Source organism: Tsukamurella conjunctivitidis, from assembly GCF_007858475.1.
Classification (GTDB): domain Bacteria; phylum Actinomycetota; class Actinomycetes; order Mycobacteriales; family Mycobacteriaceae; genus Tsukamurella; species Tsukamurella conjunctivitidis.
This window is the reverse complement of record NZ_VIGX01000003.1, coordinates 165,719-186,045: the sequence shown is the minus strand read 5'-3', so window position 1 is coordinate 186,045 and position 20,327 is coordinate 165,719. Positions and strand designations below refer to the sequence as shown.

The following is a 20,327-nucleotide window of genomic DNA, read 5'->3' as shown; positions in this document are numbered from 1 at the left end:
GAACCTTACACCGCTGCTCGAGGCGCGTTCCGGGCCCGAACCGACCCGGTGATCGTCCGCCTCGCGGCCGGATGTGTGAAGCTTAGGAGGTGAGCACCATCCAAGTGGCCGACGTCGCCTTCGTCGCCGCCCACCCGAGTGCCGTGGCCGCCGCGATGGCGGGCGCGCAGCGGTGGCGCGGCTGGTTCCCCGACCTGCGACTGACCGTCACCGAGGACCGGGGCGACCTCGGAATCCGGTGGAAGGTCGACGGTCCGGTCACCGGGACCTCGGAGTTCTGGATCGAGCCTCATCTCGACGGCAGTCTGCTGCACTACTTCCTGCACGCCGAGCCGACCACGCCCATGACGCCCGAGCAGGTCGTGGCCGACGTCCGTGAGCGCCGGGTCCGCGGGCACGACGTCATGTTCGACGTGAAGTTCACGGCGGAGGACGGCAGGGTGTTGGGCGGCCCGGCCGCGCCCGCCGCCGGGGAGGTGGAGCGTGTCTGACGCGGACCGCACCCGCGAATCCATCGTCATCGCGGCGGCGCCGGAGCGCATCATGGCCGCGATCTCCGCGTTCGACCGTTATCCCGAGTGGGTCTCCGCGGCGCGCGAGGTCACCGTCCTCGAGTCGACGCCGGACGGACTGCCCCGGCGCGTGCGCTTCGTGCTGGAGGAGGGATTCCTCCGGGACACCTACGAACTCGAGTACCGCTGGGCTCCCGGTGGCCGCTCGGTCGAGTGGGACCTCGCGGCGAGCACGCTGCAGAGCACGCAGCACGGCCGGTACGACCTGACACCGACCGCCGACGGTGCCGGCACGACCGTCACGTACACGCTCGAGGTGACCCTGCAGATCCCCATGCTCGGGATGCTCCGCCGCAAGGCGGAGAAGGCGATCACCGACACCGCACTCAAGGAGCTCAAGCGCCACGTCGAGGGCGAGTCGGCGGCCGAATCCTGATGTCCGGGGAGGGCACCGCGACCCGCCTGCTGCTGGTGTCCGGAGCCGGGGGAGCGGGACGGACGACTCTGGCGACAGCGCTGGCGGCCCGGGCCGCCGGCCGGGGGCGCACCCTGCTCGTCACGGTCGGCCGGGCCGTCGATCCGCTCCTGGCGGACGGTACGGGGCCGTTCGACCACGTGCACCTCAACCCCGTCGAACTGCTCGCGCAGTGGTGGGAGGGACTGTCCGCCACCGTCCGTGCCGGCCGGGGCCTCGCCGGGGACGGCGACGCCGGCGGTTCCGGCTTCGATCCCTTCGCGCTCGAGCCGCCCGAGCTGACCGGGCTCGCGGATGCGGAGCACGTCCTCGTTCTCCGCGCGATCAGCGGGCACACGGAGTCGGGCGCGTACCGCACCGTCGTCGTCGACGGCCCGGCGTTCGACGGCCTCGTCTCCCTGCTCACCGCCCCCGCTTCGCTGGCGGCGTACCTCGAGCGGGTGTGGCCGCGGCACATCCGGCTGTCGGGCGCGGCCGCCGGACCGGCCGGAGGCTCGCTCGCCGCACTGTTGCTGGCCGAGCCCGTGGCCGGCCTCGCCGACCGGCTCGCCGCCTTCGTCGCCGACCGCTCGGCGCTCGAACTGGTGCACGTCGTCACGGGCGACGGGGGACGGGCGGCCCGCGCGCGGGACGAGCTGGCCGCGCTCGAGGTCCTGGGCCTGCGCCCGGTGGCGCTCGTGCTCAACCGGCTGATCGAGGTCGACGGCAGGTTCGCGCTGGACCTGCCCCACCCGGCGGTGCGGCTCGTCGGCGCGCGGGTCGCCGCGCAGGACGACACCCGGGAGGCGCTCGCCGAGGTGGCGGCGCTGCTCGACCGCCCCGTCATCGAGGCGGCCGAGGCGGCGGATCCCGTCCTGACGCCCGCCGCCGCGGCGGCGCTCGCCTGGGACGCCGCGGCGATCCTCGACGCGGGACCCGCGACCGTGCCCGTGCCGGACATCCGCCCGAACGGCGGCGCGGGCCTCGACGCGCGGTACGAGTGGTCGGTCGCGCTGCCGCTGGTCGACCCCACCACGATCGGGCTCGGCCGGGTCGACGAGGACGTCGTCATCGAAGCCCAGGGTGTTCGGCGCCGGATCCGGCTACCGTCGGTGTTGCGCCGCTGCATCGTTGCGGGCGCCACGTACGAGGAAGGGGAGTTGCGCGTGACCTTCGTCCCCGATCCGGAGGTGTGGCCCCGTGGCTGATCCCACCCCCGATCCCTCCGAGGAGTTCCTCACCTCGGCGGCGCGCCTGTTCGAGACCGCCCGTCCGTGGATCGCCGCCGCCCTCGCCGAGCATTCGGCGCACCCCGAGGGCGACCCCGGCGCCTGCCGGCTCTGCGCGCTCGGCGGTGCCGTCGCCCGGCACATCGAGCCCTTCGCCGCCGAGGCGTCGAAGTCCTTCGGGCACTTCGCGGACGAGGTCCTCGCCGACCTGCTGCGGCTCGCCGAGGAACTACTGGGCAGCGCGCGGATCGCCGCGGCGGCCGTCGCCGCCGACTACCTCAGCACGGTGGGCCGCGCGGCGCCGGAGCCCGCGGCCTCCGAGGACCCCGCGGAGCCCGGTGCCTCCGAGCCCGCCCCGCACGACGCGGCCCCGTCGCAGACCGGCGGCTACGAACGCATCGACATCCGACTCTCGGGCCCCGGGGAGGACCTTCCTTAAATGACGCTGACCATCGGTATCGACATCGGCGGCACCTCGGTCCGCGCGGGCGTCGTGACGGACGACGGCACGGTCGTCGACACGGCCCGGGCCGAGACGCCCCGCAGTGCCGCCGCGCTCGAACGCTGCCTCGACCGGGTGGTGCAGGAACTGTGCGTCGACCACGACGTGAAGGCCGTCGGGCTCGCCGTGGCGGGCTTCCTCGACCCCGCCCGGCAGCGCGTCGCCTTCGCGCCGCACCTGCCCTGGCGCGATACCGCCGTGCCCGCCGAGATGTCGCAGCGCATCGGCCTGCCCGTGATCATGGAGCACGACGCGAACTCCGCCGCCTGGGCCGAGTTCGTCCACGGCCCGGCCCGGCAGTCGAAGGTGACGTGCGTGGTCGCACTCGGCACCGGCATCGGTGCGGGCCTGCTGGTCGACGGGGAGCTCTACCGCGGCGCCTACGGGGTCGCCCCGGAGCTCGGCCACCTGCAGGTGGTGCCCGACGGTCGGCCGTGCGACTGCGGCAAGCGCGGCTGCTGGGAGCGCTACTGCAGCGGTACCGCACTCGTGGAGACCGCGATCGACCTGATGGGACCCAAGGGCTCACGCGGCGTGCTGCTCGCCCGGGAACTCGCCGACGATCCGGGTTCGCTGACCGGCCGCAAGGTCGCGGCCGCCGCCGAGGCCGGCGATCCCGTGGCACAGGAGGCCGTGGGAGAGCTCGCGCGCTGGCTCGGCGTGGGCCTGGCCATGGTCAGTGACGTCTTCGACCCCGACCTCATCGTCCTGTCCGGCGGCGTGGGCGCCTCGTCACGGCTCTTCCTCGACGACGCCCGCGACCAGTACGCGCAGCAGCTCACCGGCGGGAAGTACCGGCGCAAGGCCCGCATCCGCGCCACCGAGCTCGGGGAGCGCGCGGGCATGCTCGGCGCCGCGGCCCTCGCACGGGACGCGGTGCGCGCCTGATCGCCCGGCACCGGGCGTGCACACGGCGGTAGAGTGGGGTGGAGCACGTCAGGGGCGCGGATCGGGAGCTGGTCACATGTGGTGGATGGTCTTCAAATGGGTCCTGATCGGACCCGTACTTCGACTGCTGGGGCGCCCGCGCGTGGTCGGCGTCGAGAACCTGCCCGAGGACGGCCCGGCGATCCTCGCGAGTAACCACCTCGCGGTGATGGACTCGTTCTTCCTGCCGCTCATGGTGCCCCGACCGATCAAGTTCCTGGCGAAGAGCGAGTACTTCACCGGAAAGGGTGCCAAGGGCGCCTTCAAGAAGTGGTTCTTCTCCTCCGTCGGCTGCATCCCCATCGTCCGCGGCAGCGCCAACGCGGCGCAGGACGCGCTCAACGCGGGCGTGGGCGCTTTGAAGGACGGTCAGCTCCTGGGCCTCTACCCCGAGGGCACTCGCAGCCCCGACGGCCGCCTCTACAAGGGCAAGACGGGCATGGCCCGCATGGCGCTGGAGACGGGCGCCCCGATCATCCCCGTCGCGATGGTCGATACCGAGAAGTTCAACCCGCCCGGCTCCACGCTGCCGCACCCCACCCGGGTGCAGATCCGGATCGGGAAGCCGCTGGACTTCTCCCGGTTCGAGGGCATGTCGGGCAACCGGTTCATCGAACGCGCCATCACCGATGAGGTCATGTACGAGCTGATGAAGCTGTCGGGTCAGGCCTACGTGGACGTCTACGCGCAGGACGTCAAGGACGGTGTGGTCGTGCCGGGCGAGGAGCGCGAGGCCGGCGCCGCGTAGCGTCGACCCCCGTGAAGTACTTCTACGACCTGGAATTCATCGAGGACGGAAGGGTCATCGACCTGGTCTCGATCGGCATCGTCGGCGAGGACGGGCGTGAGTTCTACGCCGTCTCCACCGAGTTCGATCCGGAGCGGGCCGGGCCGTGGGTGCGCGCCAACGTGCTGCCCAAGCTGCCGCCGCCCGCGAGCAGGGCGTGGCAGTCGCGGGCCGCGATCCGGGACGGGGTGCTCGACTTCCTGACGGCCGGTCCCGGCGACATCGAGCTGTGGGCGTGGGTAGCTGCCTACGACCACGTCGCGCTGTGCCAGTTGTGGGGGCCGATGACGGCGCTGCCGCGCTCGATGCCGCGGTTCACCCGCGAACTCAAGCAACTGTGGGACGAGCGCGGCCGGCCGTACCTGCCGGCGGCGCCCGCCGACGCGCACGACGCCCTTGCGGACGCGCGCCACAACCTCGCCAAGTACCGGGCGATCACGGGCGCCTAGCGCCCTGGCGATTCGGCGGCGTCCGCCCTCGGGATGAGGTGGTGTCCGCCCTCGTGATTCCGCCGCGTCCCGTCGGCGTAATCTTTCTCACGTGGCAGTGAACTGGACCGTCGACGTCCCCATCGATACTCTCCCCAAGCTCCCGGCGCTGCCGGGTGACCTGCGTGAGCGCCTCGACGACGCGCTGGCGAGGCCCGCGCTGCAGCAGCCGAGTTGGCCTCGGGAGCAGGCGGACGCGATGCGCACCGTGCTGGAGTCGGTGCCCCCGATCACGGTCGCCCCCGAGATCCAGTCGCTGCAGGAGCAGTTGGCCGAGGTCGCGCTGGGACGCGCCTTCCTGTTGCAGGGCGGCGACTGCGCCGAGACCTTCGTCGACAACACCGAGCCGCACATCGCGGCGAACATCCGCACCCTGCTGCAGATGGCCGTCGCGCTCACCTACGGCGCGTCGATGCCCGTGGTCAAGGTCGCCCGGATCGCGGGGCAGTACGCCAAGCCGCGCTCCTCGGACACCGACGCCCTGGGCCTGACGAGCTACCGGGGCGACATGGTCAACGGCTTCCCGCCCGAGGAGGCCGTCCGCAAGCACGACCCGTCGCGCCTGATCCGCGCCTACGCGAACGCGAGCGCCGCCATGAACCTGGTGCGCGCCGTGACCGGCTCCGGCATGGCCGACCTGCACAAGGTGCACGAGTGGAACCGCGAGTTCGTCGCGAACTCGCCTGCCGGGGCCCGCTACGAGGCCCTCGCCGCCGAGATCGACGGTGGCCTGCGATTCATGGCGGCGTGCGGCGTGGAGGATCGGAACCTCAAGTCGGCCACCATCTACTCGAGCCACGAGGCGCTGGTCCTCGACTACGAGCGCGGCCTGCTGCGCCTGGCCGACAACCCCGACGATCCCGAGGCGCAGCAGGTGCTCTACAACCTGTCGGCGCACTTCCTGTGGATCGGGGAGCGCACGCGCCAGCTCGACGGTGCCCACATCGCCTTCATGGAGCTGATCAACAATCCGATCGGCGTCAAGATCGGCCCGACGACCACGCCCGCACAGGCGGTGGAGTACGTCGAGCGGCTCGACCCGCACAACAAGCCGGGCCGGCTCACCCTGATCTCGCGCATGGGCAACGGCAACGTGCGGACCGCCCTGCCGCCGATCGTCGAGGCCGTCGAGGCGACGGGCCACAAGGTGATCTGGCAGTGCGATCCGATGCACGGCAACACCCATGAGTCCTCGACGGGCTACAAGACCCGCCACTTCGATCGCATCGTCGACGAGGTGCAGGGCTTCTTCGAGGTGCATCGCGCGATCGGCTCGCACCCGGGCGGCGTGCACGTCGAGCTCACCGGTGAGAACGTGACCGAGTGCCTCGGCGGCGCGCAGGACATCTCCGACGCCGACCTCGCGGGCCGCTACGAGACCGCGTGCGACCCGCGGCTGAACACGCAGCAGAGCCTCGAGCTGGCCTTCCTCGTCGCGGAGATGCTGCGCGGCTGAGGAGGAGCGGCGCCGGTCACACGGTGTAGCGGATCTCCGTGACGCCGGGATCGGCGGCCCTCGCATCCTCGGCGGCGTCCGCGGGCTCCGGCATCGCGCACGGTGCGATGCGGAGGGTCTCGCCCTTCGCGATCGCCATCCGGATGTCGGAGACCTCGCGCCGTGACCACGGCTCGCGGCGGAAGAACATGTCGTCGAGGCCCTTGACGAACCACGAGGCCGAGAAGGCGAGGATCCCGGCCACTTCGGCCACCCACAGCGGGCCGAGGTGCAGCGGGAGGACGGTGTCCGTGGCGGACGCGAGGAGGCACAGCCCGCCGACGAGGACGATCGTGACCGCGCATCCCAGGTGGAACCGCCAGTCGGCGCCGTTGGAGACGCGGGCGAGCAGGCGGCGCCAGGCGGAGCTGCCGGAGCCCGCGACCGCGGGGCGCAGGAACGGGTTCCGCCGGTCGTGCAGCGCCGTCGTGACGCACATCAGCACGAACATCGCGAAGACTACGAGCGCCGAGATCACGTGGACGAGAGCCGTCCGGTCCTCGCCGAGCGCGTCCTGGAGCGCGGTGAGGGCCGGTGGCGCCGCGCCGACTCCGCACTCGCCGGCCGGGATCGGACCCGGCAGCCGGGTGGGGAAGGCAGCGACACCGATCGCCGCGATACCGGCGATCGAACTCATCGTGTTCGCGGCCGACCGCCGATCACGTTTGTACGAGAACAACAGGAAACCCACGATGCCGAGGCCGATGACGAAGATGTCCCGCGCGCCCGAGTGGTAGTAGGCGCTGAGCGAATCCCGCACGCGGACGCAGTACTCCCCGGACGTCGCGAAGTCGACGACGATGAGCGCCACCGGTAGAAGCATGCCCACGGCGCCGCCGTTGAACCGGATGGTGAGCAGCGAGCGCACCGAGTGCGATCTCTCGATGGCGCGCCGGTCCTCGGCGGGCATGGTGTCGAGCGCGCACCGTGGGCGTTCTCCCGGGTTCGGCTTCGTCTGTGCCATCGCGCGTCCGTCCGCTCCGTCGGCCCGCGGGTGCGGGTGACGTGGAGGCTAACAAGGGAGTGTGACGGGCGTCCGTCCTCGGCGATGACGCACAGCACAATCACGGCGAAGCCCCGCCCCGGCGCACAGGGCCTGAGACGATGCCAGCATGGGTGCCTACGCCGACGAGTACCGCCGCAGCATGACCGACCCGGAGGGGTTCTGGTCCGAACAGGCCGCTGCGATCGACTGGATCGTGCCGCCGTCGACGGTGCTCGACGATGCGGGCGCCCCGCTGTACCGGTGGTTCCCCGGCGCACAGCTCAACACCTGCGTCAACGCGGTCGACCGGCACGTTGCGGCGGGCCGGGGTGATCAGCCGGCGGTGATCCACGACTCGGCGATCACGGGCGAAGTGCACACGCTCACCTACGCGCAACTGCTGGAGCGCGTCGCGCGGTTCGCCGGCGTGCTCGCGGACCTCGGCGTGACCAAGGGCGACCGCGTGGTGATCTACCTGCCGATGATCACCGAGGCAGTGGTCGCGATGCTGGCGTGCGCGCGGATCGGTGCGGTGCACTCGGTGGTCTTCGGCGGCTTCGCCGCGCCGGAGCTCGCGGCGCGCCTGGACGACGCCCGGCCGAAGGTCATCGTCACCGCGTCGTGCGGGCTCGAGGGCAGCAAGGTGCTGCCGTACCTGCCGATCGTGCACGCGGCGATCGACGGCGCGATGGCGAAGCCGGACGCCGTGGTGGTGTGGCAGCGCCCGCAGCTGACGGCGGAACTCGGCCCGCTCGACCATGATTGGGCCACTGCCGAGGCAGCGGCGCGGCCCGCGGATCCGGTCGCGGTCGCGGCCACCGACCCGCTGTACATCCTCTACACCTCGGGCACCACGGGGAAGCCGAAGGGCGTGGTGCGTGACAACGGCGGCCACGCCGTGGCCCTGAGCTACTCGATGCGCGCGATCTACGACGCGCACCCGGGGGAGGTGTGGTGGACGGCCTCCGACGTGGGCTGGGTCGTGGGTCACAGCTACATCGTCTACGCACCGCTGTTGATCGGCGCCACCACCGTCGTCTACGAGGGCAAGCCCGTCGGCACTCCCGACGCGGGCGCCTTCTGGCGTGTGATCGAGCGACACGGCGTGCAGAACCTGTTCACCGCCCCGACGGCGCTCCGCGCGATCCGCAAGGAGGACCCGGACGCGGAGTTCGTTGCGATGTCGGACATCTCCAGCTTGCGGACGCTGTTCCTGGCGGGGGAGCGCCTCGACCCCGACACCTACGAGTGGGCGTCCGCGAAGCTCGGCGTACCGGTGATCGACCATTGGTGGCAGACGGAGACCGGGTGGCCCATCGCGGCGAACCTGCGCGGCGTGGAGCCGATGCCGGTCGCACCGGGCAGCGCCACCGTCCCGGTTCCCGGATACGGAGTGCGCATCGTCGACGACGCCGGGCGCGACGTGCCCGCGGGCGTGGAAGGCGCGGTGGTGATCTCGCTGCCGCTGCCGCCCGGCACGCTGCCGACGCTGTGGGGCGCGGACCACCGGTACGTGGACTCGTACCTGTCGACCTTCCCCGGGAACTACCTCACCGGCGACGGCGGCTACCTCGACGAGCACGGCTACCTGTTCGTCATGGGGCGCACCGACGACGTGATCAACGTCGCGGGCCACCGGCTCTCGACCGGCGCGCTGGAGGCCGCGATCGCCGGCCACCCGGCCGTCGCGGAGTGCGCCGTGATCGGAGTCGCCGATCAGCTCAAGGGGCAGCTGCCGCGGGCCCTGGTGGCGCTCAAGGCCGGCGGCGACTGGGACCACGACGCGGTGCGCGCCGAGATCGTGCAGCGGGTGCGCGAGACGATCGGCGCCGTCGCCGCGCTCAAGGAGGTCGCGATCGTCGCCGCCCTGCCGAAGACCCGCTCCGGCAAGATCCTGCGGCGCAGCATGCGCGCCATCGCCGAGGGGCGCGACGAGGCGGTCCCGTCGACCATCGAGAACCCGGCGGTCCTCGACGACCTGCGCGGCGTGCTGCGGGGCTGAGTCAGCGCTGCAGCAGCGGCGCGCTGCGGTAGCTCCACAGACCGATCGTGCTGAGCGCGTCGCGGTAGATGCTGCGCAGCTCGTCGGTCGACGGGACGGCGAGGTCGGCGAGCGGCTTGTCCACGGCCGCCACGGAACTCACGGTGAAGGTCGCGGGCAGGTTCTCCCGCGCGGCCAGCTTCAGGTCGACGGAGCCGCGGCGCACGTGGCTCGCGGAACTGATCAGGACCGCGTGGTCGACCCGCTTCGTGGCCAGCACGTAGGAGCTGTACAGCGCGTTCTCGACGGTGGTGCGGGCGAAGTTCTCGTCCGTGATCCGCGCCGCGTCGACGCCGCGCTCGACGAGCCAGTTCTTCATCAGCGCGCCCTCGGTGTTGCCGGCCTGTTCGACGCCGCCGGTCACGACGATCGGCGCATCGGGCAGGGCACGGGCGACCTCGAGGGTCTTCTCCAGGCGCTGCAGGAGCGGCGCGTCCATCGTGCCGTCCTTCTTCAGCGCATAACCGAGTACGACGATGCCCGTGTTCGGCGGCGCGATCTGCGGAGAGGAGTCAGTGATCGCGGACCCGACCGCCTGATCGACGGCGGCGAACAACGCCTCCACCTCGGCGACCCGGTCGGGTGCGATCCGGCGCAACTGCTCGACCTCCGCGGCGGAGCCGGCGGCGTCGCCGAGGAAGCGGTTCCAGACCGCGAGGTAGGTGTGCGCATCGTCGTCGTCGGGCGCGAAGGTGAGGACCTTGCGGTACAGCTCCACCGCGCCGGGGGCGTTCTTCTGCGCGATCCGCGCTGACGCCGCGCTGAAGAGCAGGTCGGCGCGGTACGGGGCGAGCGCGGAGGCCTCGAGCAGCTTCTGTTCGACGACCGCCATGTTGTCGACGGTCTTGTCGGTGTTGCCCGCGGTGGAGGTGCGCGTGGGCGAGTCGAACGCCTCCTTCGCCTCCGCGAGCAGCGCGGCCACCTGCCCCGCGACCCCGCGGGCCGTGGCGGACGAGGACGCCGCGGTGGACGTCGGCGCACCGTCGGAGGAGTTCGACGTGCAGCCGGCGAGCGTGATCGTGCCGATCGCGGCGAGAGCGATCGCGCGGGTGAGGACGGAGGTCCGGTTCATGGCGCCCACGCTAGCGCGCGGGCAGGGGTGCCGCCGGGGATCAGTCCGCGCGCTGGGCGAGCTTGAGCAGGCGGCCGAGCAGCTCGTCGCCCGCGAGTTCGGTCTCCGCCGCGGTGCGGTCGTGGGCGGCCTCCGTGTCCCGCACCCCGTGGACCTGCGTGTGCAGTTGCTCCATCCGCCGGTCCAGCTGCTCGGCGACCGCGGCGGCGGCCGACAGCTCGTCCAGGAGATGCGAGGGGACGGCACCGTCGTACTTGTAGAAGATCTTGTGCTCCAAGCTGGCCCAGAAGTCCATCGCGATGGTGCGGATCTGCAGTTCCACCGGGACGTGTACGGGTCCCGTGGAGAGGAAGACGGGGATCTCGATGATCGCGTGCAGGCTCTTGTAGCCGTTGGGCTTGGGCTCCGCGATGTAGTCCTTGACCACGATCACCCGGACGTCGTGCTGCGCGGTGATCGTGTCCAGGATCCGATAGGTGTCGGCGATGAAGCTGCAGGTGATCCGGATGCCGGCGATGTCGGTGATCGCCTCGCGGATCAGGGGCAGCTCGGGGGCGATGCCCCGGCGCGCGACCTTCTTGACGATGCTCTCCGGCTTCTTGATCCGGGAGGTGACGTGCTCGATCGGGTTGTAGCGGTGCAGTTGCAGGAACTCCTCGCGGAGGATCGTCACCTTGGTGAGCACCTCTTTCACCGCGAACTGGTACTCCATGAGGAAGCGGGTCAGCTCGTCGCGCATCCGGCGCGCCCGAGCCAGCGTCGCGGCGTCGGGCACGAATCCCGGCTCGAGCGGTGCGGGGTCACTCACGAGGGGTCCCGGGGGATCACGGCAGGGCCGTGACGGTCACCGTCGAGCCCGCCTGCACGCGCGAGCCGCCGCCCGGGTCCTGCCAGATCACTTGCGATTTGTCCGAGGCGAAGATGCCGTTGACCTTGACCTGCAGGCCGGCGTCGCGCAGGACGGAACGGGCCTGGCCGACGTTCATGCCGGTCACCGACGGCACGGTGACCCGGGACGCCATGGTGACGGTGACCCGCTTGTTCGCCGGGTCGACGCGGCCGCCCGCCGACGGGCTCGTCGAGGTGACCACGGATCCGGACCCCGTCTCGCCGGTGAGCTCGGCGACGAGGCCGGCGCGCTGGAGCAGCTGCTGCGCCTCGGCGGCGGTCTTGCCGGTCACGTCGGGCACCGTCAGGGCGTTGGAGACCAGAAGCGTCACGCTGCCGCCCTTGTTCACCTGTCCCGAGGGGTCGGTGCCGAAGACCTTCCCGGCCTCGGTTCCGGAGTCGAACTGCTGCTTGGTCTCCTTCACCGTCAGGCCCGCCGAACGCAGCAGGGCCGTGGCCTCGTCGGGGGACTTGCCGCGCACGTCGGGGATGTCGACGGGCTCATTGCCGGCGGAGGCGACCACCGTCACCGTCGCGCCGACGGCGACGCGCGTCCCCGGCGTGGGGGACAGACCGATGACGCCGCCCTGCGGGATGTCGCGGCTGAACTGCGCCGGGCCGCGTTTCGGCACGAGGCCGCTGTCGCGCAGCTGCCTCTCGACGTTCTCGGGACTGTCGCCGGGACGGAACTGCGGAACCGTCGGCCGACCGCGCGAGTACTGGATGGTGACGGTGCCGAACCTGCTGATCCGGCTGCCCGCGGACGGGTCGAGGCCCGTGATCGTGTCCTCGGTGATGTCGTTGCTGTACGTCCCGGCCAGCTCGACGTCCAGGCCCGCGTCGGTGATGGTCTTCTCCGCTGCGGCGCGGTCCATGCCCGTCACGTTGGGCACCGTCGTGTACTGGCCGGATGCCAGCCACCATCCGCCGAAAGCGAGCAGCAGCGAAACCACGGCGATGAGCGCGACGATGATCCACGACTTCGCGCGGTTCTTCCGCGGGGGCGTCCACGGCTGCGCCGCGGTCTCGGGGGGCAGCGGCTCGTGCATCGTCTCGGCGCGGGTGGGGTGCTGGGCCGGCGTCGGCGGCACCGCGGGGTGCGCGACGGTGCGCGGCGGCGCCACCGGGGGCATACCCGGGACGGGCTGGCCCGGCATCAGCGCGCCGGTGGGCTCCGCCGCCGCGGGGATCAGCGGCTCGCCGCGCTGCGCGTACATGGCGGCGGCGGCGCGCTGCTCGGCGCTCGACTGGGGCGCCGGCACCGTGAACGGTGGCAGGTCCAGATCCTCGGCGATCGTGCTGAGCGCCTCGGCCATCGCGAAACCATCGGTGTAGCGCCGCGCGGGATCGCGGTCGGTGGCGCGAGCGACGAACTCGTCGAACTCGGGGGGCACGCCGGCGATCGCGGCGCCGGGCCGCGGCACGTCGTTGTGCAGACGCTGGTATGCCAGCGAGATCGCGGTGTCGCCGGTGAAGGGCACCTGGCCGGTGAGCAGCTCGTAGACGAGGATGCCGCTGGAGTAGACGTCCGAGCGCGCGTCGGCGTTGCCCGACTCGACCTGCTCGGGCGAGAGGTACGCGGCGGTGCCGAGGATCACCGACGAACTGGTCACGGACGCGGCCGCGATGGCGCGGACGAGCCCGAAGTCGGCGACCTTGACCTCGCCGCCGTCGGAGATCAGGACGTTCTCCGGCTTCACGTCGCGGTGCACCAGGCCGGCGCGGTGCGCCGTGCCGAGCGCCGTGAGCACGGGGCCCATGACGGCGGCCACCGCGTGCGGCGGCATCGGGCCGCGCTCGCCGAGCAGCTCGCGCAGCGTGCCGCCGGTGACGAGCTCCATCACCAGGAAGGCCAGGTCGCCGTCGACGCCCTGGTCGTACACGGCGACGAGGCCCGGGTCCTTCAGCTTGGCGACGGCGCGCGCCTCGAACTCGAAGCGGGAGACGAACTGGGCGTCGGCCGCGTACTTGGGGTCCATCACCTTGATCGCGATGGGCCGATCGAGCCGCAGGTCGAGGCCCATGTAGACGGTGGACATGCCGCCGCGCGCGATCACCGCATCGATGCGGTAGCGGCCCTCGATGCGGGCACCGATCAGCGGGTCGCGCGGGGTGTTCACCTTCTCCGGGTCCTCTCGATGTGTGCGGTGTCGACAGTTCAGCCTAGCGACCACGGGGGTGGAAGGGCCGAATCCGCGCGCTGGGTACAGTGTGACGGTGAGCTCCGTGCCGTATCTCAGTGACGATCTGCTGCCCGAGGGCACCGCCACCTACAGCGTCTCGACCGTCGCGAAGGGCCTCGGCGTGTCGCAGTCGAAGGTGCTCCAATTGTTGCGCGATCGCCAGCTGATCGCCGTCCGGCGTGGCGGCGACTTCCACATCCCACGGCTGTTCTTCGGCGAGGTCGACGGGCGTTTCTCCATCGCCAAGCACTTCGCCGGGCTGCTCGTCGTGCTCCGCGACGGGGGCTTCCACGACGACGAGATCCTGCGCTGGCTGTTCGAACCGCAGGAGGACCTGGGCGAGTGCCCGGCCGAGCTGTTGCACACGGATTCCGCGCGCGAGATGATCCGGCGCGCGCAGTCGATGGCGTTCTAGCGACGCCCGGAGCCGGCCGACGCGGGCGCGGCGGATCTCCGCGTTCCCGAGGACCGGAGGCCGAGTGTGCTCTTCCGTGCAGGGCATGCGGATGTTGCATACCCCGATATGTGCAGTTCAGGATGCATTTCTGCTGCGTAGGATATGTCGAACCCGCATAGCTCCGGGGCTCATGACAAGTGGTCGACAACTGCGCGGGCCTGCGACCTCACGTCCGGCCGGTTCAGGAGTTCGACCCGTCGGCCCCGCGACCACACCCGCACGGGAACGGCCTCGAACCCCTCGAGTCGCGGCCCCGTCACCAGGGCGACGGCGAGATCGGACTCGCCGGAGCGCAGCGCCGCGACCGGGTCGTCGACCAGAACCTGCTGGATCTGCAACTCGTGCTCCCGGTTCCATCGCGTGACCTTGCCCTCCAGGTGGTCCGGCAGGCCGATCTCGGCGGTACGGCTGATCGTGACGGACCGCTGCGCGGTCCCGCTCAGCGCGTTCAATTCGTCAATGTCCGCGACGATCCGCTCGATGATGGCGAGCGCCGGGAGGCCGGCGGGGGTCGGCGAGGTGCCACGTGGCCCGCGCTCGAACACAGCGAATCCCAGCGAACGCTCGGTCACGGCGACGTACCGCGTCACCGTGGACTGCGCGATCCCGTGTGCGCGTGCGGCCAGGTTCATGCTGTGCGTGCGGGCCAGCGTCGCGACCACCCGGAACCGCTCGATATCCGACATGTCCGGACGGTAGCCCCGGGCACCGACATGTCGGGAAACGACGTGTCGGAAGGGTACGGGGATGTTCGGCGCCCCGGCGCTCGCGGGGCTGCGCGAAGGGCCGACGGTGCCGCGCTCGGAGCGCCGAGCGATGCTCGACATGCCGAATCCGCATAGCTCCATGCCATCGCGACGCTCTGACCTGCGCATTCGCGGTATGTCGAGACTGCATTGCTCGTCCGAGCGACACGGCACCACTTCCGGCTGGGCAGGTCCGTTCCTACGCCTGCCGCCCGCTCTCGGGGGAGCTCGCGCTCAGACCGAGGCCGGAGCCAAGCCGAGCTTCGGCCGCACCTTGAGCGGGTCCGGACCGAGCAGTGACCATCCGGCCAGCGCGCCCAGCGCCACGGCCAGCGCGACGTTCCACAGCGAGTACAGGCCGATGGACCCCGTGGGCATGAAGACCACCATGAGCCACACGGACAGGCCCGCGATGATCGCCAGGGTGCGACGCGACCAGGTGAACGCGCCCGCGACGGCCAGCGGCCACGTGTAGTACCAGGGCAGCGACGCGGGGGAGAGCACGCACACCGCCAGCAGGCCCAGCAGGATGCCCATGACGTTGCGCCGCTCGTTCTGCCGGAACCGCCACCACAGCACCACCAGGGTGATCGCGAGCAGGGCGATGCCGAGGGCGCGCGTCACCACCAGGATCGGGGCCAGGTGCAGGTCCGTGAACGGTGCGGCGACGAACGCCGTGATCTGCGCGATCGCGGTCGGCAGCGTGATGTAGTTGATGATCTTGATCGAGCCGGCGAGGGCGGTCATCCAGCCCAGGCCGACGCCCGCGACGACGGTGAACGCGGCGAACAGCGCGACGAAGATTCCCAGCGATGCCGCGAGCACCGTGCCGAAGGCCTTGACCGCGGATTCCTGCGGGTCCGCCGCACGCCGGTGGTGGAACCAGATCCACACCACGAAGGGCAGGGCGATCGCCGCGGTGCCCTTCACGGCGACGGCGGTCACGATGACCGCGACGCCGAACAGGTGCCGCCGGTCGAGCACCAGCGCGATGCCCGCCACCATGAGCCCCACCATGAGCGCCTCGTTGTGCACGCCGCCCACCAGGTGCACGATCACCAGCGGGTTGAGCACCGCGAACCACAGCGACACCGCCGGCTTCGCGCCGAAGTGCCGGGCCAGCTTCGCCACGCCCCACACCGAGAGCGCGATGCCCGGCAGCATGGCCAGGCGCAGCGCGATCACGCCGGCGAGGACGTTGTCGCCGCACAGCTGGGTGATCCACTTCGCGATGAGGATGAACAGCGGGCCGTAGGGCGCGGTCGTGGTGGTCCAGATGCCGCTCACGTCGTCGAGCAGCCCGTTCGGATTGACGACGGGGCCGTCGACGTAGGGATCGAAGCCGTCGCGCAGCAGCGCGCCCTGCGCGAGGTAGGAGTACGCGTCGCGCGAGTACAGGGGCACCGCCACCAGCAGGGGCGCGATCCACAGCGCGACGGTGCCCGCGACCTGCGCGACCTCCAGGCGCCCTCCGAGCGCGGCGCGGCCGAGCCTGATCCAGGCGATCACGAGTAGCGCGATCCCCGTCCAGAACAGGATCGAGCTGAGCACCAGTCCGTGTCCGAAGCGCAGCCACGACAGGTGCACCGCCTCGAGCGTGGTGTCGTGCACACGGATCGCGCCCGCGCCGAAACTGCCCAGCGTCGTCAGGACGGCGCCGAGCAGCCCGAGCAGGGCGGGGCGCCCGTCGGGTGAGCGCAGGAACGTGCTGTAGCCGCGCAGCGCGGACTGAACTGATCCGGACATCCCCGCCAGTCTAGTGAAGCCCCTGTCGTCGTCCCGCGCTTCGGTCGCGGGTCAGCGCACCCAGCAGATTCCAGGTGCGTCGCTGCGCCTCCGGGCCGCCGAGATCGGTCTGGGTGGCGTACAGCTCGGTCGCTCCGGCGTCGACGTACCGGCGCAGCCCCCGCGCGACGGTCTCCTCGTCGCCGATGAGGGCGAGCTCGATCGGATGCGCGATGCCCTCCGCCGCGAACACCGACCGGTAGGACGGCACCGTCGCGTAGAAGTCGAGCGCCGGGCGTACGGCTTCGCGCACCCGGTCGGCGTCGTCGGTGACCACGACCACGACGCCCGCCACCACCCGGCGGGGCGCACCGCCCGAGCTCTGCAGGAGGCCGGGGACGACGCGCTCCGCGATCGTCCGCGGGCCTGTGAGGAAGGGGATCGACCCGTCCGCGAGCTCGCCCGCCGCACGGAGCGACTGCTCGCCGAGTGCGGCCACCAACAGGCCGAAGCCGCCCCCTCCCGCGATCGCCGACGGTGCCGCCGTCCGTGCGGTCACCTGGTCGCCGGCGTGGTCGACGACGCCCGCCGCGCGGAAGTCGTCGAGCACCGTGAGGGCCTCGCGGAGGTGGGCGATCGGCCGGTCGACACCGACGCCGAAGGTCGCACGGTCCCGATCCGGTCCCGCGACCCCGACGCCGAGCGTGAATCGGCCGCCGCTCGCGGCGTTCGCGGTCTGCGCCTGGCCGGCGAGAACGAGCGGGTGCCGAGGCCCGAGCGGCACCACCGAGGTGCCGACACTCAGCCCGGGGACCTGCGCGCCGACGACGGCCGCGAGCGTCGTCGCGTCGTGGTCCTGGCGCTGCCCGAACCACACCGCGGGGACGCCGAGCCCGTGGACGACGCGTGCCTGATCGACGATGTCGGCGACGTGATTCTCGGCCCGCGCGCGCTGCCACAGCGCGACGCCGACGTCGACGGGGAGCCTGGAGACCATGTCCGCAGCGTGCTCCCCGCGGACGATGTTCACCAGGATTGCGCCCTCGGTGATCGTGGGCCGCTACAGCCCCGCGTACACGGCCACCGGGCCGCCTTCGAGGACGTGCACGGCGACGGGGGTCTCGAAGATCTCGGTGAGCAACTCGCCGGTCATGATCTCCGACGGTGCGCCCGACGCCGCGATCGTGCCGTTCTTCAGCGCCACGATGCGATCCGAGTAGGCGGCGGCGAAGTTCAGGTCGTGCACCACCAGGATGATCGTCTTGCCCAGCTCGTCGGCGGCACGGCGCAGGCGGCGCATCATGCCCACCTGGTGCCGCATGTCGAGGTTGTTGAGCGGCTCGTCCAACAGGATCACGTCGGTGTCCTGGGCCAGCGTCATGGCGACGTAGGCGCGCTGCCGCTGCCCGCCCGAGAGCTCGTCGAGGAACCGGTCGGAGAGCTCCGTCAATCCCAGGAAGCCCAGGGCCTCGTCGACGTGCCGCTCGTCGTCGGCGGTCATCCGGCCGCGGCTGTGGGGGAAGCGGCCGAAGGCGACGAGATCGCGCACCGTCAGGCGGGCGTTGACGCCGTTCTCCTGCCGGAGGATCGCGAGTCTGCGGGCCACCTCCGTCGGCTTCATGGACAGGATCTCCACGCCCTCGAGCAGCGCCGTCCCGGAGTCCGGCGTGAGCAGCCGGCCGAGGATGGTGAGCAGCGTCGACTTGCCTGCGCCGTTCGGCCCGACCAGCGCCGTGACGCCGCCCCGGGTGAACTCCCCGGAGACCGGGCCCAGCACGACGGTCTCGGCGTACTTCTTGGTCAGGTCCGTGAACGCGATCGCCGGCACGGTACCGGTCGACTCGGTGGTGGCTTTCACGCTGTTGTTCACATGGTCCCCCTTCGGCGGAACAGCATGGCGAGGAACAGGATTCCGCCGACGAACTCGATGATCACCGTGAGCATCCCGTTGGCGTAGAAGATGTTGTGCAGGATGAACTGGCCACCGGCGAGCATGATCACGCCGATCAGGAAGGCCATCGGCAGCGTCGCGCGGTGCCGCCAGTCGCCGGCCAGCTGGTAGGCGAGCGTGGCGATGATGAAGCCGAAGAACATCATCGGACCCACCAGGGCGGTGCTGATCGAGACCAGGACGGCGATGAGGACCAGGGCCAGCGTGAGCTCGCGCTGGTGGTTCACGCCGAGACCCATCGCGGGATCGCGGCCGAGCAGCAGCACGTCGAGCACGCGGCGCCGCCGCCAGACGATGACGCCGACCACGAGACAGGCGATCCCGGCGATCGGCAGCAGGTCGGCGTTCACGGCGGTGAGCCGGCCGTAGAGCTTGATCGACAGCGCGTCGAACTCGGTGGGGGAGAGCAGGCGCTGCAGGAACTCGGCGAAGGCGCGGAAGGCGAGACCCAGCACGACGCCCGCGAGGAGCAGCAGAAACAGGCTCGCGAACCGTCCCGAGAACAGCCAGCCGTACAGCACCGCGGCGAACATCACCATCGCCGCGGTCTGGGCGACGAACTGCGGCACGGAGTCCCCGTTGTCGACGAACCGGCCGCCCACGATGTACACGCCCACGGTCTGGATCAGCACGTACAGCGAGTCCAGCCCGATGATCTGCGGCGTCAGGATCCGGTTGTGCGTGACGGTGTGGAAGAGCACCGTCGACAGGGCGCCGCAGAACGCGGCGATGAGGATGGCGGTGGCGGTGCGCAGGCGCCGCTCGAAGGACAGGCCGAACTGAAAGTCCCAGCGCAGCACGTCGTCCGCACCGGTACGCATGAGCAGGTACACGGCCAGGCAGGCCGCCGCGAGCGTCGCGGCGATCGCCATCCGGGCGCGCCAGCCGACACGGCTCGTCCGCCCGGCCAGGGCGGGTGCCGAGGTTGCCTCAGAGAGCGACACGGTTCCTCCTCGTCAGCAGGATCGCGAGGAAGGTGACGGCGCCGACCACGCCCATGATCACCGACACGGGGATCTCCATGGGCCGCACCACGACCCGGCCGATCAGATCGCAGCCCACGATGAGCGCGGTGGCCAGCACCGCCACCCAGGGCAGTCCGCTGCGCACGTCGTCGCCGCGCAGCGCGCTGATGATGTTGGGGACGACGAGCCCGAGGAACGGGATGAAGCCCACGACCACGCTGGTGACGCCGGAGGCGAGCGCCACCATGGTGACGCCGATGCCCATCGTGAGGCCGTAGCGCAGGCCGAGCGACGTGGCGACGTCCTTGCCGAGGCCGGCGATGGTGAAGTAGTTCGCCAGCAGGAAGGTCGCGACGGCGATGAACGCGACCGCCCACAACGGCTCGTAGAAGCCGCGGACGATGTGTGCGAAACCGCCCGAGCGCCAACTGACCACGGCCTGCAGCAGGTTGGCGCCGATCGCGAGGTACGTGGTGATGGCGCTGACGACCGCGCCGAGCATGAGGCCCACCAGCGGGACGATCGCGGAGCGCCGGGCGCGGATCCGGGAGATGAAGCCCAGGAAGACGAGCGTGCCCACGAAGGCGGTCGCGGTGGCGGCGACCATCCGGACCATGGGCGACGCACCCGGGATGTAGAGCATGCACAGCAGCACGCCCAGGCCCGCCCACTCGGCGGTGCCGGCGGTGGTCGGCTCGACGAACCGGTTCTGGGTGAGCCGCTGCATGATCACGCCGGAGAAGCTCATCGCGAGGCCCGCGAAGACCAGCGCCAGCGTGCGCGGCACGCGGGAGATGAAGAACATGCGCCACATCTCGGCATCGCCGGACAGGAGGCCGGCGAGGGTGATGCGGTACTCGCCGGTCATCAGCGAGGCGAACAGCAGCGCCACGCACGCGACGGCGAGGAGGGGGAGCGCG

General features: G+C 71.3%; 20 protein-coding genes. 10 read left to right on the top strand and 10 right to left on the bottom strand.

Annotated features, from left to right (window positions below):
• Positions 1-89 precede the first annotated feature (89 nt).
• The 8 genes from FK530_RS07915 to FK530_RS07880 all read left to right on the top strand — a co-directional run bounded on the left by FK530_RS07915 (position 90) and on the right by FK530_RS07880 (position 6,355).
• Positions 90-491 (top strand): hypothetical protein, encoded by a 402-nt coding sequence (locus FK530_RS07915; RefSeq protein WP_146486485.1) that lies wholly within the window; start codon positions 90-92, stop codon positions 489-491.
• Entirely contained in the window at positions 484-948 is a 465-nt protein-coding gene (locus FK530_RS07910) for an SRPBCC family protein (protein ID WP_146486484.1), read from the top strand. Before FK530_RS07915 ends, FK530_RS07910 begins: the two co-directional genes overlap by 8 nt.
• A complete protein-coding gene (locus FK530_RS07905) occupies positions 948-2,174 on the top strand; it encodes an ArsA family ATPase (protein ID WP_146486483.1) in 1,227 nt (408 codons plus the stop codon). The genes FK530_RS07910 and FK530_RS07905 overlap by 1 nt, the downstream gene beginning before the upstream one ends.
• A complete protein-coding gene (locus FK530_RS07900) occupies positions 2,167-2,634 on the top strand; it encodes a hypothetical protein (protein WP_146486482.1) in 468 nt (155 codons plus the stop codon). Before FK530_RS07905 ends, FK530_RS07900 begins: the two co-directional genes overlap by 8 nt.
• On the top strand, positions 2,635-3,585 hold the full coding sequence (locus FK530_RS07895) for an ROK family protein (RefSeq protein WP_146486481.1): 951 nt from the start codon (positions 2,635-2,637) through the stop codon (positions 3,583-3,585).
• Between the two features lie 76 nt (positions 3,586-3,661).
• Positions 3,662-4,372: a lysophospholipid acyltransferase family protein gene (locus FK530_RS07890; RefSeq protein WP_146486480.1), complete on the top strand. Its 711-nt coding sequence runs from the start codon at positions 3,662-3,664 to the stop codon at positions 4,370-4,372.
• An 11-nt stretch (positions 4,373-4,383) separates the two neighbouring features.
• A complete protein-coding gene (locus FK530_RS07885) occupies positions 4,384-4,860 on the top strand; it encodes a polyadenylate-specific 3'-exoribonuclease AS (protein ID WP_146486479.1) in 477 nt (158 codons plus the stop codon).
• 97 nt (positions 4,861-4,957) lie between these two features.
• Positions 4,958-6,355, top strand: a complete 1,398-nt coding sequence (locus tag FK530_RS07880; RefSeq protein ID WP_146486682.1) for a class II 3-deoxy-7-phosphoheptulonate synthase — start codon at positions 4,958-4,960, stop codon at positions 6,353-6,355.
• A gap of 16 nt (positions 6,356-6,371) precedes the next feature.
• Here FK530_RS07880 and FK530_RS07875 read toward each other — a convergent pair whose 3' ends face one another.
• Complete coding sequence (locus tag FK530_RS07875) at positions 6,372-7,358, bottom strand: hypothetical protein (RefSeq protein ID WP_146486478.1); 987 nt, start codon at positions 7,356-7,358, stop codon at positions 6,372-6,374.
• A gap of 148 nt (positions 7,359-7,506) precedes the next feature.
• On the opposite strand from FK530_RS07875, the gene FK530_RS07870 reads away from it, so the two are divergent.
• Entirely contained in the window at positions 7,507-9,381 is a 1,875-nt protein-coding gene (locus tag FK530_RS07870) for an acetate--CoA ligase (protein ID WP_146486477.1), read from the top strand.
• A 1-nt stretch (position 9,382) separates the two neighbouring features.
• Here FK530_RS07870 and FK530_RS07865 read toward each other — a convergent pair whose 3' ends face one another.
• Genes FK530_RS07865 through pknB form a run of 3 tightly spaced genes read right to left on the bottom strand, consistent with a single transcriptional unit; the run spans position 9,383 to position 13,500 of the window.
• Complete coding sequence (locus FK530_RS07865) at positions 9,383-10,492, bottom strand: YdcF family protein (RefSeq protein WP_146486476.1); 1,110 nt, start codon at positions 10,490-10,492, stop codon at positions 9,383-9,385.
• A gap of 40 nt (positions 10,493-10,532) precedes the next feature.
• Positions 10,533-11,300, bottom strand: a complete 768-nt coding sequence (locus FK530_RS07860; RefSeq protein ID WP_410468461.1) for a GTP pyrophosphokinase — start codon at positions 11,298-11,300, stop codon at positions 10,533-10,535.
• Between the two features lie 16 nt (positions 11,301-11,316).
• Positions 11,317-13,500, bottom strand: a complete 2,184-nt coding sequence (pknB, locus tag FK530_RS07855; RefSeq protein WP_146486475.1) for a Stk1 family PASTA domain-containing Ser/Thr kinase — start codon at positions 13,498-13,500, stop codon at positions 11,317-11,319.
• A gap of 97 nt (positions 13,501-13,597) precedes the next feature.
• Between pknB and FK530_RS07850 the strand changes: the two genes are divergently transcribed.
• Positions 13,598-13,978 (top strand): Rv2175c family DNA-binding protein, encoded by a 381-nt coding sequence (locus FK530_RS07850; protein WP_146486474.1) that lies wholly within the window; start codon positions 13,598-13,600, stop codon positions 13,976-13,978.
• A gap of 170 nt (positions 13,979-14,148) precedes the next feature.
• On the opposite strand, the gene FK530_RS07845 is transcribed toward FK530_RS07850, so the two are convergent.
• The 6 genes from FK530_RS07845 to FK530_RS07820 all read right to left on the bottom strand — a co-directional run bounded on the left by FK530_RS07845 (position 14,149) and on the right by FK530_RS07820 (position 20,275).
• Complete coding sequence (locus tag FK530_RS07845) at positions 14,149-14,706, bottom strand: LysR family transcriptional regulator (RefSeq protein ID WP_158645048.1); 558 nt, start codon at positions 14,704-14,706, stop codon at positions 14,149-14,151.
• A gap of 294 nt (positions 14,707-15,000) precedes the next feature.
• Complete coding sequence (locus FK530_RS07840) at positions 15,001-16,512, bottom strand: alpha-(1->6)-mannopyranosyltransferase A (protein WP_146486472.1); 1,512 nt, start codon at positions 16,510-16,512, stop codon at positions 15,001-15,003.
• 10 nt (positions 16,513-16,522) lie between these two features.
• Positions 16,523-17,488, bottom strand: coding sequence for a TIGR03564 family F420-dependent LLM class oxidoreductase (locus FK530_RS07835; RefSeq protein WP_146486471.1), 966 nt, complete (start codon positions 17,486-17,488; stop codon positions 16,523-16,525).
• A 63-nt stretch (positions 17,489-17,551) separates the two neighbouring features.
• Positions 17,552-18,361, bottom strand: a complete 810-nt coding sequence (locus FK530_RS07830) for an iron ABC transporter ATP-binding protein (RefSeq protein ID WP_269434151.1) — start codon at positions 18,359-18,361, stop codon at positions 17,552-17,554.
• Positions 18,358-19,386, bottom strand: a complete 1,029-nt coding sequence (locus tag FK530_RS07825) for an iron chelate uptake ABC transporter family permease subunit (RefSeq protein ID WP_191834205.1) — start codon at positions 19,384-19,386, stop codon at positions 18,358-18,360. The genes FK530_RS07830 and FK530_RS07825 overlap by 4 nt, the downstream gene beginning before the upstream one ends.
• The gene (locus tag FK530_RS07820; RefSeq protein ID WP_205124188.1) at positions 19,373-20,275 is read right to left on the bottom strand and encodes an ABC transporter permease; all 903 of its coding nucleotides are present in this window, start codon (positions 20,273-20,275) and stop codon (positions 19,373-19,375) included. The genes FK530_RS07825 and FK530_RS07820 overlap by 14 nt, the downstream gene beginning before the upstream one ends.
• Positions 20,276-20,327: the final 52 nt, after the last annotated feature.